This is a genomic window from Nonomuraea sp. NPDC049646 (assembly GCF_044465525.1).
Taxonomy (GTDB): Bacteria; Actinomycetota; Actinomycetes; order Streptosporangiales; family Streptosporangiaceae; genus Nonomuraea.
The window spans coordinates 51,183-65,144 of the sequence record NZ_JBITLU010000013.1 but is presented as its reverse complement, the minus strand read 5'-3'; the positions used below and the strand labels follow the sequence as shown (position 1 = coordinate 65,144).

The following is a 13,962-nucleotide window of genomic DNA, read 5'->3' as shown; positions in this document are numbered from 1 at the left end:
CGGTACTGGAGGAGGAGCACACCATGTCGTCTCTGCTCGGTTCGCTGCGCCGGCTCGTGCTGGCGCCATCCCTGGCCGACGTGACCTTCGGCGCACGCGGCTTCCCCGTCGTCCCCTCGGCGCTCACCGGCCGCCTGGAGGCGATCCCGCAGGCCGTCGTGTGCGGCTTCGAGTGGGGCATCGACGTCCGTGACCAGTGGGAGATCGAGCGCCGGCTGTCCCTGGTGGACGTCGAGCAGCGCGGCTTCGCCTACGAGGGCGCGACGATGGCCTTCACCGTGCTGGACGCCATGGGCGGCGGGCGCGGGCGGCGTACCCGGGACCTGCTCATGGGCCCGGGGCAGCCGCACATCTTCCTGGCCTACATCGGCATCGGCTTCGCCATGGCCCGGCTGCCGCGGGTGTTGTGGAAGAAGGTGCTGCCCGACCTGGACGGCACCCCGTACCACCCGGTGATGAGCTGGCTGGCCGTGGACGGGTACGGCTTCGACCTGGCCTACTTCCACACCCGCCGGTACGTCGACGGGCAGCAGGTGCCGGCCCCCTACCCCTGGCAGGGCGACGCGGCCTACTTCCCGCGCGCCGTGGACCAGGGCGTCGGCCGGGCGTTGTGGTTCATCCACGGCGGCAGGCCGGGCGACGTGGCCGCGGCGGTGCGCGCGTTCGCCGCGGGCCGGCAGGCGGACCTGTGGAGCGGGGTCGGGCTGGCGGCCACGTTCGCCGGGTGCGCGGCGGGCGCGGCGGCGGTGCTGCGCGAGGAGGCCGGGGAGCACCGGGGCGAGCTGGCCCAGGGCTCGGTGTTCGCGACCAAGGCCCGGCACTACTCGGGGTTCGTCCCGGAGCATTCGGCGGCCACCGGCGCGGTGCTGACCGGGCTCGACGTGGCCGGCGCGGTCGCGCTGGCCGACGAGAGCGCAGTCGCGGCGGGCACGTCGGAACGCGTGCCGGATTACGAGCTGTGGCGCGGCAGGGTGCGCGCGCATTTCGCGGCCGAGGCCGAGATCCCGGCCCGCTGACCGCTTCCCGGAATAAGCACGTCATTCGCTTTCGCACGCCCAAAAATGAGCCTCCGAGCTGAGCAAACCCGAAGTTGTCCGGCCACCGGGCGGCATGTGTCAATGAAATTGGATTGTTCGGGCTATAAGCGGCGGAGGCTCAATTGGCAAGCGCATTGCGGTCACTGAGACGCAGAATTCTGGTGCCGGACGTCGGCGAGACGAAAGTCGAAACGCGCGGCTTCTGGGTGAAGAACGCGGCGTCCACTGAATTACTGGAGACGATCGGCGAATACTTTCTCGCCGGTTACGCCCACGCCGTGGAGTCACGCACCGTCGCCGAGGCCGAGGACCGGCTCGAAGAGGTGCCCGCCCGCTTCCGCGGCTTCGCCTACGAGGGCGCGGGCATGGGCTTCGCCATCCTGGACTGCCTGACCTTCGGCGACCTGCGCCGGGTCAACGCCTGCCTCCAGGGACGCGGGCACCACCACAACTACATGATCTACGTGGGGATCGGCTGGGCCATGGCCCGGCTCCCCCGCTTCCTGTGGCCCAAGCCCCGGCTGCTGGACCCGCTGCTGCTGTGGCTGGTCCACGACGGGTACGGCTTCCACCAGGCCTACTTCCACACCGACCGGTACGTGCACCAGCAGGTGCGCGAACCCCGCTTCTCCTGGCCGGCCGGCCAGGAGGACTACGCGGCCCACGCCCTCGACCAGGGCATCGGCCGCGCACTGTGGTTCGTCGCCGGCACCAGCGCCGAGCGGGCGGTCACGCTGCTCGAACGGTTCCCCGAGTCCCGCCACGCCGACCTGTACGCCGGCATCGGCCTGGCCGCCACCTACGCGGGCGGCGCCGACGACGCCGAGCTGCGGTGGCTGCGCGAGCGCGCCGGAGCGCACCGGGGGCCGCTGGCCCAGGGCAGCGTGTTCGCCGCCGAGGCCAGGATCCGCGCCGGGCTGCTCTTCCCGCACACCGAGTCGGCCGTGGGCGTTCTCTGCGGCACCACGGCGGAGCGGGCGGCCGAGGTGAGCCGCCTGACCCGCCCCACCGCGACAGCACAGGACTCGCCGCCCGCCTATGAGGGGTGGCGCCGGCGCATCGCCGAGACGTTCGTCTTCCATGGAGGTGTTCCCTCGTGAGCTCGGTAGCCGCGTGGTTGCGCAAGCAGGCGGCGGGAGTCGCCGCACTCGCGCTGATGATCGCCGTCTTCGCGATCGGCCACCCGACCTTCGCCTCCGACGCGACCAAGGCCGAGATGGCCGGCGCGTACGGCTTCAAGTCCCTGGCGATCGCCATGCCGGGCGGCGGCTCGGCCAAGACCGTCCGCAAGGTGAACCAGGCATACAAGCACATCGACGCCTGGATCTCCTCGGTGGGGGCCGCGATCGCGCTGAACGACCTCGACGGCAACGGCAGGGACGACGACCTGGTGATCGTGGACCCGCGTACCGACCAGGTGGTCGTCACCCCGGCGCCGGTCGAGGGCGGCGGCGAGCGGTACCGGCCGTTCGCGCTGTCGCTCGGCTCGCTGCCGGTCACCGACGCGATGGCGCCCATGGGCGCGGTGCCCGCCGACTACAACGACGACGGCCGGACGGACCTGCTGGTCTACTGGTGGGGCCGCACGCCCACGCTGCACCTGCAGCGGCCCGCCGCGACCCGGTTCGAGGCCGCCGCCTTCGACGCGGCCGAGCTGGTGCCCAACCCGGGCGGCGCGAAGTACGCCGGCGAGGTGTGGAACAGCAACGTCGCGACCGTCGCCGACTTCGACGGTGACGGCAAGCAGGACATCTTCGTCGGCAACTACTTCCCCGACGGCAGCCCGGTCCTCGACAGCCGCGTGGACGGCGGCGTGCAGATGAACCACTCGCTGTCCAAGGCCGTCAACGGCGGCCGGGACTACTTCTTCCGCGGCACCGGCAACGGCGGCTTCACCCGCCTGGACGGCGTGCTGCCGCCGGACGTCTCCACCGGCTGGGAGCTCGGCGCGACCAGCGCCGACCTGGACGGCGACGGCCTGCCCGAGCTGCTGCTGAACAACGACTTCGGGCCCGACCACCTGCTCTACAACACCTCCTCCCCCGGCACCATCAAGTTCTCCGCCACCGTCGGCTCGCACGAGATCGGCGTGCCCAAGTCGAAGGTGCTCGGCGAGGACTCCTTCAAGGGCATGGGCTCCGACGCCGGCGACCTCAACCACGACGGCGTCCTGGACTTCTTCGTCAGCAACATCACCACCCCGTACGGCATCCAGGAGAGCAACTTCACGTTCCTGTCCACCGTCAAGACCCAGGCCGAGCTGCGCGAGAAGCTGCGGCAGGGCGAGGCGCCGTGGAAGGACCTCAGCGCCGAGCTGCGCACCGCCTGGTCCGGCTGGGGCTGGGACCCGAAGATCGAGGACTTCGACAACGACGGCGAGAACGAGATCGTCCAGGCGACCGGGTTCGTCAAGGGCGACGTCAACCGCTGGCCGCCGCTGCAGGAGCTGGCCGCCGCCAACGACGGCGTGACCAGCAACCCCAAGTCGTGGCCGAACGTCACCGAGGGCGGCGACATCGCCGGCGCGCAGACGCTGGCCTTCTTCGCCAAGGGCCCCGACGGCCGCTACGCCAACCTGTCGGAGCAGCTCGGCCTGGCCGTGCCGGTGCCGACGCGCGGCATCGCGACCGGCGACGTCAACGGCGACGGCCTGATCGACTTCGCGGTGGCCCGCCAGTGGGAGGCCCCCGCCTTCTACCTCAACACCAGCCGGTCGGCCGGCTCGTTCCTCGGGCTGCGCCTGCTGCACGACACCCCCTCCGCGGCCGGCCCGCTGCCCGCCGCCGGCTCGCCGGTGATCGGCGCGACGGTGACCGCCACCACCCCCGACGGCCGCTCCTTCATGGGCCGCGTGGACGGCGGCAGCGGCCACTCCGGCAAGCGCGCGCACGCGGTGCACATCGGCCTCGGCGCGAACGTCACCGGCCCCGTGCGGGTCAAGCTGAGCTGGCGCGACCGCGCCGGGCAGCGGCACCAGCAGGAGCTCACGCTCACCCCCGGCTGGCACACCCTCCAGCTCGGCTCGCAAGCGAAGGAGAAGTGACGGCATGGCCGCCAAGACGATCACCCCGCCACGTCACGATCCCAAAGTGATCACGGCGCTGCGCCGGTTCGCGATCTCGATCACCATCTTCAACATCCTCGGCTACACCGTGCTGGGGTTCGAGCAGCCGTGGTCGTGGCCGTTCGTGGCGCTGGCCACCGGCTACACCGTGGAGATCATCCTTGAGGTGATCGGCGCCCGCCAGGAGGGCCGCGCGCCGCGCTTCCTCGGCAACGGCCCGCGCGGGCTGATGGAGTTCCTGTATCCCGCGCACATCACCTCCATCGCGCTCAACATGCTGATCTACGTCAACGACCAGGTGCTGGTCATGATGTTCGGCGTGACCGTCGCCGTGGGCGCCAAGTGGGTGCTCAAGGCGCCGGTGCGCGGGCGGATGCGGCACTTCATGAACCCGTCCAACTTCGGCATCGCGATCATCCTGCTGCTGCTGCCGTGGGCCAGCATCGCGCCGCCGTACCACTTCACGGAGAACGTCGACAACCCGATCGACTGGATCATCCCGGGGATCATCATCATCGGCGGGACCATGATCAACGGTAAGCTGACCGGCCGCATGTGGCTGATCGGCGGATGGGTGGGCGTCTTCGCCCTCCAGGCCGTGGTGCGCGGGCTGATCATCGACGACATCTCCATCCTCGGCGGGCTGTCGATGATGACCGGGGTGGCGTTCATCCTGTTCACCAACTACATGATCACCGACCCGGGCACCAGCCCGTCCAGGCCGCTGTCCCAGGTCGCCTTCGGCGGCGGCGTGGCCGTGGTGTACGGCCTGCTCATGGGGATGAACATCCCGTACGGGATCTTCTTCGCCACGGCGGCGGTCTGCCTGATCCGCGGCGGCTTCCTGTGGGCGCTGCACATCGTGAACAAGGCGCGCGAGCTCGACGCCGCCAGGGTCAGCGCAGCCGCCGCCCAGGCGCTGCAGCACGCGCGGGAAGAGGTCGCGAAGGCATGACGAGGATCGCGATCGTCGGCATGGCCTGCCGGTACCCCGACGCCGCCTCTCCCCGGGAGCTGTGGGAGAACGCGGTGGCCGGCCGCCGGGCCTTCCGCCGGCTCCCGGACGAGCGCATGCGGCTGGAGGACTACTGGGACCCCGATCCCGCAGCGCCGGACCGCTTCTACGCCAAGACCGCCGCGGTCATCGAGGGCTACGCCTTCGACCGGGTGGCACACAAGATCGCCGGCAGCACGTACCGGTCGACCGACCTGGCCCACTGGCTGGCCCTGGACATGGCCGGCCGGGCCCTGGCCGACGCCGGGTTCGCCGGCGGCGACGGGCTGCCGCGCGAGCGCACCGGGGTCGTCGTGGGCAACACGCTCACCGGCGAGTTCACCCGCGCGAACGTGCTGCGGCTGCGCTGGCCGTACGTGCGGCGCACCCTGGCCGCGGCCCTGAAGGAGCAGGGCTGGGACGACGACCGCCTGGCCGCGTTCCTGGCCGACTACGAGGAGTCCTACAAGAGCCCCTTCCCGCCGGTGGACGAGGACACGCTGGCCGGCGGGCTGTCCAACACGATCGCCGGGCGCATCTGCAACCACTTCGACCTCAACGGCGGCGGCTACACCGTGGACGGCGCCTGCTCCTCGTCCCTGCTGTCGGTGGTGACGGCCGGCAAGGCGCTGGCCGACCGCGACGTGGACGTGGCCCTGGCGGGCGGCGTGGACCTGTCCATCGACCCGTTCGAGGTGATCGGGTTCGCCAAGACCGGCGCGCTGGCCAAGAGCGACTTCCGCCTGTACGACCGGCACTCCAACGGCTTCTGGCCCGGCGAGGGCTGCGGCATCGTCGTGCTGATGCGCGAGGAGGACGCGCTGGCCGCAGGGCGGCGGATCTACGCCACGATCGCCGGCTGGGGCGTCTCCTCCGACGGCAAGGGCGGGATCACCCGTCCGGAGGTGAGCGGCTACCTGCTCGCGATGCGCCGCGCGTACGACAAGGCCGGGTTCGGCCCGGAGAGCGTCGAGCTGTTCGAGGGCCACGGGACGGGCACGGCGCTCGGCGACGCGACCGAGCTCACGGCCCTGTCGCGGGCCAGGGCCGCGGCCGCGCGGCCGGCCGCGGTCGGCTCGATCAAGGGCATGATCGGCCACGCCAAGGCGGCCGCGGGCGTGGCGGGCCTGATCAAGGCGGCCATGGCCGTGCACGAGCAGGTGCTGCCGCCGACCATCGGGTGCGTCGACCCGCACCAGGTGCTCACCGACGAGGGCGCCACGCTGCGGGTGCTGCGCACGGCCGAGCCGTGGCCGCAGGGCGCGCCGCTGCGCGCCGCGGTGACCGCCATGGGCTTCGGCGGCATCAACACCCACGTGGTGCTGGAGAACACCGGCCCGCGGCGGCGGGTGTCCAGCCGGGTCAAGGCGCTGGCCGCCGCGTCCCAGGACGCGGAGCTGTTCCTGCTGGACGGCGGCACCTGGGACGAGCTGCGCGGCCTGGTGTCGGAGCTGCTCGACTTCGTGCCCAAGGTGTCCTACGGCCAGCTCGCCGACCTGGCCGCCACGCTGCGCGGGCGGCTGCGCGGCCTGCCGTTCCGGGCGGCCGTCGTGGTCTCCTCGCCCGACGACGCCGTACGGCAGCTCACCCGCGTGCTGACGGCGCTGGAGTCCGGTGAGAACGCGCTGTCCACCCCCGACGGCAAGGCGTTCCTCGGCCGCGCCTCGGCCCGGCCGCGGATCGGCTTCCTCTTCCCCGGGCAGGGCTCGGGCCGCGGGACCGACGGCGGCGCGCTGGCCCGGCGCTTCGCCGACGTCGCCGAGGTGTACGCCACGGCGGCGCTGCCCGCCGACGGCGACATGGCGGCCACCGAGGTCGCCCAGCCGCGCATCGTCACCGGCTCGATGGCGGGCCTGCGCGCGCTGTCGCTGCTCGGCATCGAGGCGGACGCGGCCGTCGGGCACAGCCTGGGCGAGCTGTCGGCCCTGCACTGGGCTGGCGCGATGGACGAGGACGCGCTGCTGCGCGTGGCGACCAAGCGCGGCCGGGCGATGCGGGAGCGCAGCGAGCCGGGCACGATGGCCGGCGTGCGGGCCGCGCCGGAGACCGTGCCGGCGCTGCTGGGCGACCTGCCGGTGGTGATCGCCGGGTACAACGGGCCGCTCCAGACCGTCGTCGCCGGGCCGGTGGCGGCGGTGGAGGAGGCCGGCCGCCGGGCCGAGCGCGCCGGGCTCACCTGGACCAGGCTGAACGTCTCGCACGCCTTCCACTCGCCGCTGGTCGCCCCGGCGGCCGAGGCGCTGGCCGGCTACCTGGCCGAGGAGCGGTTCGGGCCGGTCGCCCGGCGGGTCGTCTCCACCGTCACCGGGGACGACCTGGCCGCCGGGACCGACGTCCCGGCGCTGCTGCACCGGCAGATCACCGCACCCGTGCTGTTCGCCCAGGCGCTGGCCGCCGTGGCCGCGGACGCGGACCTGCTGGTCGAGGTGGGCCCCGGCCGGGTGCTCAGCAGGCTGGCGGCCGAGCTGACCGACGTCCCGGCCGTCGCGCTGGACACCGACAGCGAGTCGCTGGCCGGGCTGCTCGGCGTGGCCGGCGCCGCGCACGTGGCGGGCGTGCCCGTCGCCTGCGAGGAGCTGTTCCACGGGCGGCTGGTCAAGCCGCTGGAGATCGGCGCGGCGTTCTCGTTCTTCACCAGCCCGGCCGAGCAGGCGCCGCAGGTGCGCGTCAAGGCCGCCGCCCCGCAGCCGGCGGAGCGGACGGCCGAGCAGGCCGGCGAGGCGAGCGGCAACGGGACGAGCGCCGGGACGGCGGCGAAGCCGGGCGAGTCCACGGTCGAGCTGCTGCGGCGGCTGGCCGCCGAACGCGCCGAGCTGCCGCTGGAGATGGTGACCGAGGACAGCAAGCCGCTGGACGAGCTGCACCTCAGCTCGGTCACCGTCATGCACATCATCGACCAGGCCACCCAGCACCTGGGCGTGCCCGCGGGCATGGCGCCGGCCAACGTCGCCACCGCGACGCTCCAGGAGCTGGGCGAGGCCCTGGACCGGCTGGCCGCGCAGCCGCGCGCGCAGTCGGCCCGGGGCGTGGCGGGCGCGGCGCCGTGGGTGCGCCCGTTCGCCGTGGACCTGGACGAGCAGCCGCGGCCCCGGCGGACGGCCGAGGAGCGCGCGGGGTCGTGGCAGGTGTTCGCGCCCGCCGGCGCGCCCCTGGCGGGGCCGCTGCGCGAGGCACTCGAAGGGGAGAAGATCGGTTCCGGTGTCCTGGTGTGCCTACCCGCGCGGTGCGCGGCCGACGACCTGGAGCAGGCGCTGCTCGGCGCCAAGGCGGCGCTGGCCGGCGGACCGGGCACCCGGTTCGTCCTGGTCCAGCACGGCCGGGGCGCGGCCGGGCTGGCCAAGACGTTCCACCTGGAGAGCGGCCTGCCCACCACGGTCGTGCACCTGCCGCAGGACGCGCCGCAGGCCGCCGCGCTGGTAGCCGCCGAGGCCGCGGCCACGACGGCGTTCAGCGAGGTGCACTACGACGCCGCCGGCGTGCGGCGGGTGCCGACGCTGCGAGCGCTGCCGTACCGGCAGGAGCGGGCGCAGGAGCCGCTGACCGGCTCCGACGTGCTCCTGGTGACCGGCGGCGGCAAGGGCATCACGGCCGAGTGCGCCATGGCCATGGCGGGCGAGGCCAAGGTGGCCGTGCTCGGCCGCTCCGACCCCGCCCGGGACGAGGAGCTGGCCGCCAACCTGCGGCGCATGGCCGCGACCGGGCTCACCGTCCACTACGCCAGGGCCGACGTCACCGACGCCGCCCAGGTGCGGGCGGCCGTGGCCGCGGCCGAGCAGGCGCTCGGGCCGGTGACCGCCGTCCTGCACGGCGCCGGGCGCAACGAGCCGGAGGGCATCGCCGGGCTGGACATGGACGCCTTCCGCCGCACGTTCGCCCCCAAGGTGGACGGCCTGCGCAACGTGCTGGAGGCGGTCGAGCCCGGACGGCTGCGGCTGCTGGTGACGTTCGGCAGCATCATCGGCCGGGCGGGCCTGCACGGCGAGGGCCACTACGCCACCGCCAACGAGTGGCTGGCCGACCTGACCCGCGAGGCGGGCGAGCGGCACCCGGGCTGCCGGGCGATCTGCATGGAATGGTCGGTCTGGTCCGAGGTCGGCATGGGCGAGCGGCTGTCGGTCGTGGACCGGCTGGTCGAGCAGGGCATCACGCCGATCCCGGTGGACCGCGGCGTGGAGATCATGCGCCGCCTGGTGAGCGATCCCGACGCGCCCGGCGTCGTGGTGATCAGCGGGCGCACCGAGGGCATCCACACCGTGCGCCGGGAGGAGCCGGAGCTGCCGCTGCTCCGCTTCGTCGGCGCGCCGCTGGTCCGCTACCACGGCGTGGAGCTGGTCAGCGAGGTCGAGGTGAACGCCGGGACCGACCTGTACCTGGCCGATCACCTGCTGGACGGCAACCTGCTGTTCCCGGCGGTGTTCGGGCTGGAGGCCATGGCCCAGGTGGCGTACGCGGCCACCGGCCGTCCCGGCGCGCCCGTCGTGGAGCAGGCGGAGTTCGTCCGGCCGATCATCGTGCCGCCCGACGGGAGCACCACGCTCCGGGTGGCGGCGACGGTCACCGGGCACGACACGGTCGCGGTCGCCATCCGCAGCCAGGAGACCGGCTTCGACGTCGACCACTTCACGGCCGTGCTGCGCCTGGACGCCGGCGCCCCGCCCGCCGGACCGCCCGAGCAGTCCGGCGACGAGCTGCCGCCGGTCGCGCTGGACCCCGACACCCAGCTCTACGGCGAGGTGCTCTTCCAGGGCAGGCGCTTCCAGCGGCTGCGCCGCTACCACCGGGCCGCGGCCCGCGCGGTGGACGCCGACCTTCAGGTGGCGCAGGAGTGCGACTGGTTCGCCGGGTTCCTCCCGCCGGACCTGCTCCTGGGCGACCCCGGCATGCGGGACGCGCTGATGCACGGCAACCAGGTGTGCGTGCCCGACGCCACCCTGCTGCCGACCGGCATCGAACGCGTCCACCCGGCCGGGGCCGCGCTGTCCGGCGCGGACGAGGTGCGCTACTGCGCCTCCGAGCGGTCCAGGGACGGCGACGCCTACGTCTACGACGTCGCGGTCCGGACGAAGGACGGCGAGGTCGTCGAACGCTGGGAGGGGCTGCGGTTGCAGGCCGTGCGCAAGAAGGGCGGGGCCGGTCCGTGGGCGGCGCCGCTGCTCGGCCCGTACCTGGAGCGCACGCTGGAGGACCTGACGGGCGCGCGGGTCGCGGTCGTCGTGGAGCCGGGCGAGGGCACCGGCGACCTGGCCGTGGCCCGGCTGGGCGCCGCGGAGGGCGTGCGGACGGCGTCGGCGCACGTGCCGGGACTGACGGTGTGCGTGGCCGCCCCAGGGCCGCTGTCCTGCGCCGTCGAGCCCGTCACCCCCGGCGGCCCTGCCGACCCCGCCGACCCTGCCGACCGGGACGCGCTCGCCGGCGAGATCGCCGCGGCCTGCGGGGAGGACGCGGACACCGCCCGCGCCCGCACCCGCGCCGCGCTCGCCTGCCTGCGCGACGCCGGAACGGGTGCGGCGACGGCAGCGGGGCCCGACGTGCCGCTCGCGGTCACCCGGGCCGCGGCCGACGGATGGGCGGTCCTGACCGGCGGCGGCGCGGCCGTGGCCACGCTCGCCACCCGGGTGAACGGCCTGGCCGGCCCCGTCGTCGTCGCGATCCTCACCGAAGGACGGTCCTAGCCCATGGGCACCTACTACGAGTACCTGCACACGGTCGGCTTCGAGGAGACCAACCTCGTCGGCAACGTCTACTACGTCAACTACCTGCGCTGGCAGGGACGCTGCCGGGAGATGTTCCTCATGGAACGGGCCCGGGACGTCCTCGCCGACCTGCAGGACGACCTCAAGCTGTTCACCCTCAAGGTCGACTGCGAGTTCTTCGCGGAGATCACGGCCTTCGACCAGCTGTCCATCCGGATGCGCCTGATCGAGCTGGCGCAGACGCAGATCGAGTTCGGCTTCGACTACGTCCGGGTCACCCCGGGCGCGCCCGAGGTCCTCGTCGCCCGCGGCAGGCAGCGGGTGGCCTGCATGCGGGGGCCGAACACCAAGACCGCGCCGGCGAGGGTCCCCGAGCCCCTGGTCAGGGCGCTCGAACCGTACCTGGCCTAGAACCGGACCCAGGAGGTCACCGTGCAACTCCACTCATCGGCCCCGGCGCCGCAGGTCGCGGACGCCAAGGCGCTGCGCGAGGCGTTCGGGGCGTTCGCCACCGGCGTCACCGTGATCACCACGGGCGGCGAGGTCCCGCACGCCATGACGGCCAACTCCTTCACCTCGGTCTCGCTCGACCCGCCGCTGCTGCTGGTGTGCGTCGGCAAGGGCGCCGTGATGCACCAGTGCATCACGGCGGCCACGTCGTTCGGGGTGTCGGTGCTGGCCGGGCACCAGGAGGCCGAGGCGCGGCACTTCGCCGACCGCTACCGGCCGCTCGGCCTGGCCCAGTTCGCCGACGTCGAGGTGACGCCGGGCGAGGTCACCGGGGTGCCGCTCATCGCGGGCGCGGCGGCCCGCTTCGAGTGCCGGGTCTGGCGCGCCTACGACGGCGGCGATCACACGATCTTCGTCGGCGAGGTGCTGTCCCTGAGCCGACGGGACGACTGCGACGGCCTGCTGGTCTACCGGGGCCGCTTCGGGGAGACCTCCCCCGCCCTTCAGGGGGTGTCGGCGTGACCACGCTGGGCACCCGCCCGGTGGCGCTGGGCGGCCGCGTGCCGCCCGGCCCGCCGCCCTGGGCGGCGCCCGTCCTGTACCGGCGGCTGGTCGGCGACCGGCTCGCGCTGCTGTCGAAGGCGACCGCCCGGTACGGCGACGCGGTGCGCATGACGATCGGCCCGAAGAGCATCTACCTGTTCAACCATCCCGACCACGCCAAGCACGTCCTGGCCGACAACAGCGGCAACTACCGCAAGGGCATCGGCCTGGCCGAGGCCCGGCGGGTGATCGGCGACGGGCTGCTGACCAGCGACGGCGAGCGGTGGCGGCAGCAGCGCAGGACCATCCAGCCGCTGTTCCAGAACAAGCGGCTGGCCCAGCAGGACACCGTGCTGGCCGAGGAGGCCGGCCGCCTGGTCGAGCGGCTGCGGGCCCGGGTGGGCGGCGGGCCCGTGGACGTGGCCGGGGAGATGACCGGCCTGGCGCTCGGGGTGCTCGGCCGCACCCTGCTGGCGGCCGACCTCGGCGCGCACGGCTCGATCGGGCACGCCTTCGAGGGCGTCCAGGACCAGGCCATGTTCGAGATGGTCACGCTGGCCATGGTGCCGTTGTGGCTGCCGCTGCCGCTGCACCTGCGCTTCCGCCGGTCCCGGCGGGAGCTGTACCGGGTCGTGGACCTGCTGGTGGACGAGCGGCTGGCCGACCCGACCGACGGCGGCGACCTGCTGTCCCTGCTGATCGAGTCCACCGGGCTGCGGAAGGACCCGCGGGCCGCCCGGCAGCGCCTGCGCGAGGAGCTGGTCACGGTGCTGCTGGCCGGGCACGAGACCACCGCCAGCACCCTGTCGTGGGCCTTCCACCTGCTGGACCGGCATCCGGAGGTGCGCGAGCGGGTGCGGGCGGAGGCCGTCTCGGTGCTGGGCGACCGGCCGCCGGTGTACGAGGACCTGCGCAGGCTCACCTACACGGCGGCGGTGCTGGAGGAGGTCATGCGGCTGTACCCGCCGGTGTGGGCGCTGACCCGGGTGGCGCGGGAGGACGACGAGGTGGGCGGGTACCGGGTCCCGGCGGGGGCGGACGTGCTCATCAGCCCGTACACGCTGCACCGGCATCCGGCGTACTGGCGGGAGCCGGACGCGTTCCGTCCCGAGCGGTTCGAGCCGGGCGCGCCCGCCGACCGGCCGCGGTACGCCTACATCCCCTTCGGCGCGGGCCCGCGCTTCTGCGTGGGCAACCACCTGGGGATGATGGAGGCCACGTTCGTGCTGGCGATGGTCACCCGGGAGCTGCGGCTGACCGGGCTGCCCGGCCGGCGGGCGGTCCCGGAGGCCATGCTGTCGCTGCGGGTGCGCGGCGGGCTGCCGATGACGGTGAGCCCGGCCTAGAGATCGGCCGGAAGGCACGCAAGGGCCCGCGGACGTCGTCCGCGGGCCCTTGCGCAGGCGCCGCCCCTTCCTGTCAGGTGTGGGTGTCGGTCCAGGCCAGCAGGTCGCGCAGGGCGAGCAGGACGGGCGGGTCGAGCGCGTTCATGGGACGCAGCCGCAGGTCGGCGCGCTCGCTGCCGCCGCCGCCCACCTCGATCGGCCCGATCCGCGCGATGCACGTCGCGGCGTCACCCTGGGGCGGGTGGTGCACGGCGTCCTCGCGGGACTCGGCCACGGACTGCGCGATCAGGTACCAGGTGCCCTTGGGCACGTTCTCCAGCACGTACGGGCCGGGCCGGCCGATCAGGGTGAAGCTCGCCGGTCTGCCCTCCAGGATCTGGCCGGGGAAGACGCCGGCGAACACCGGCCGGTCGGCCAGCGGCGAGGTCACGACGCCGTGCAGGGTCGCCGCCGGGCCGCCGAACGCGCGGTCGCCGCCGGCCAGGTCCGCCGCCGTGACGCTCAGGAACTGCCGGTACCTGCTCGGCGACAGGCCCACGCTGTGGGTGAAGCGCGAGCTGAAGGTGCCGACGCTGGAGTAGCCGACCTGGTGGCTGATGTGCGTGATGCTGAGCGAGGTGGACACGAGCAGGCGCTTGGCCTCGCGCAGCCGCACCGCGGACAGGAACCGTCCAGGGGACAGCCCGGTCACGCGCTGGAAGACGCGCGAGAAGTGGAACTTGCTGAACATCGCGGTCCGCGCCATGTCGTCAATGGTGAGCTGCTCGCCATGGTTGTCCTGCATGCTCTCGATGACCCGCAGGACCGCTCGTTCGATGACGTCGTCCATATGGTC

The 13,962-nt window shown here is 73.6% G+C and carries 9 protein-coding genes; 8 read left to right on the top strand and 1 reads right to left on the bottom strand.

What is annotated here, in order from left to right:
* Window positions 1-23 precede the first annotated feature (23 nt).
* The 8 genes from ACIBQ8_RS33960 (at window position 24) to ACIBQ8_RS33925 (ending at window position 13,127) form a co-directional block, all read left to right on the top strand.
* A complete protein-coding gene (locus ACIBQ8_RS33960) occupies window positions 24-1,016 on the top strand; it encodes a DUF1702 family protein (RefSeq protein WP_397174628.1) in 993 nt (330 codons plus the stop codon).
* A gap of 143 nt (window positions 1,017-1,159) precedes the next feature.
* The gene (locus ACIBQ8_RS33955) at window positions 1,160-2,137 is read left to right on the top strand and encodes a DUF1702 family protein (RefSeq protein ID WP_397193983.1); all 978 of its coding nucleotides are present in this window, start codon (window positions 1,160-1,162) and stop codon (window positions 2,135-2,137) included.
* Window positions 2,134-4,080, top strand: a complete 1,947-nt coding sequence (locus tag ACIBQ8_RS33950; protein WP_397193982.1) for a CRTAC1 family protein — start codon at window positions 2,134-2,136, stop codon at window positions 4,078-4,080. Before ACIBQ8_RS33955 ends, ACIBQ8_RS33950 begins: the two co-directional genes overlap by 4 nt.
* A 4-nt stretch (window positions 4,081-4,084) precedes the next feature.
* Complete coding sequence (locus tag ACIBQ8_RS33945; RefSeq protein ID WP_358007565.1) at window positions 4,085-5,056, top strand: enediyne biosynthesis protein; 972 nt, start codon at window positions 4,085-4,087, stop codon at window positions 5,054-5,056.
* On the top strand, window positions 5,053-10,767 hold the full coding sequence (locus ACIBQ8_RS33940) for a type I polyketide synthase (RefSeq protein WP_397193981.1): 5,715 nt from the start codon (window positions 5,053-5,055) through the stop codon (window positions 10,765-10,767). Before ACIBQ8_RS33945 ends, ACIBQ8_RS33940 begins: the two co-directional genes overlap by 4 nt.
* Before the next feature lie 3 nt (window positions 10,768-10,770).
* Window positions 10,771-11,199 (top strand): acyl-CoA thioesterase, encoded by a 429-nt coding sequence (locus ACIBQ8_RS33935; protein ID WP_352329445.1) that lies wholly within the window; start codon window positions 10,771-10,773, stop codon window positions 11,197-11,199.
* 21 nt (window positions 11,200-11,220) lie between these two features.
* Window positions 11,221-11,760: a flavin reductase family protein gene (locus tag ACIBQ8_RS33930; RefSeq protein ID WP_397174620.1), complete on the top strand. Its 540-nt coding sequence runs from the start codon at window positions 11,221-11,223 to the stop codon at window positions 11,758-11,760.
* Window positions 11,757-13,127 carry a cytochrome P450 gene (locus tag ACIBQ8_RS33925; protein ID WP_397174618.1) on the top strand — a complete coding sequence of 457 codons (1,371 nt, stop codon included), beginning with the start codon at window positions 11,757-11,759 and terminating at the stop codon, window positions 13,125-13,127. Before ACIBQ8_RS33930 ends, ACIBQ8_RS33925 begins: the two co-directional genes overlap by 4 nt.
* Window positions 13,128-13,200: 73 nt before the next feature.
* On the opposite strand, the gene ACIBQ8_RS33920 is transcribed toward ACIBQ8_RS33925, so the two are convergent.
* The gene (locus ACIBQ8_RS33920; RefSeq protein WP_397174616.1) at window positions 13,201-13,956 is read right to left on the bottom strand and encodes a helix-turn-helix domain-containing protein; all 756 of its coding nucleotides are present in this window, start codon (window positions 13,954-13,956) and stop codon (window positions 13,201-13,203) included.
* Window positions 13,957-13,962 lie beyond the last annotated feature (6 nt).

Excerpts from the sequence above, each read along its gene's own strand:
- ACIBQ8_RS33935 (WP_352329445.1), top strand. The coding sequence starts at position 10,771 with ATGGGCACCTACTACGAGTACCTGCACACGGTCGGCTTCGAGGAGACC.
- ACIBQ8_RS33940 (WP_397193981.1), top strand. The coding sequence starts at position 5,053 with ATGACGAGGATCGCGATCGTCGGCATGGCCTGCCGGTACCCCGACGCC.
- ACIBQ8_RS33960 (WP_397174628.1), top strand. The coding sequence starts at position 24 with ATGTCGTCTCTGCTCGGTTCGCTGCGCCGGCTCGTGCTGGCGCCATCC.
- ACIBQ8_RS33920 (WP_397174616.1), bottom strand. The coding sequence starts at position 13,956 with ATGGACGACGTCATCGAACGAGCGGTCCTGCGGGTCATCGAGAGCATG.
- ACIBQ8_RS33945 (WP_358007565.1), top strand. The coding sequence starts at position 4,085 with ATGGCCGCCAAGACGATCACCCCGCCACGTCACGATCCCAAAGTGATC.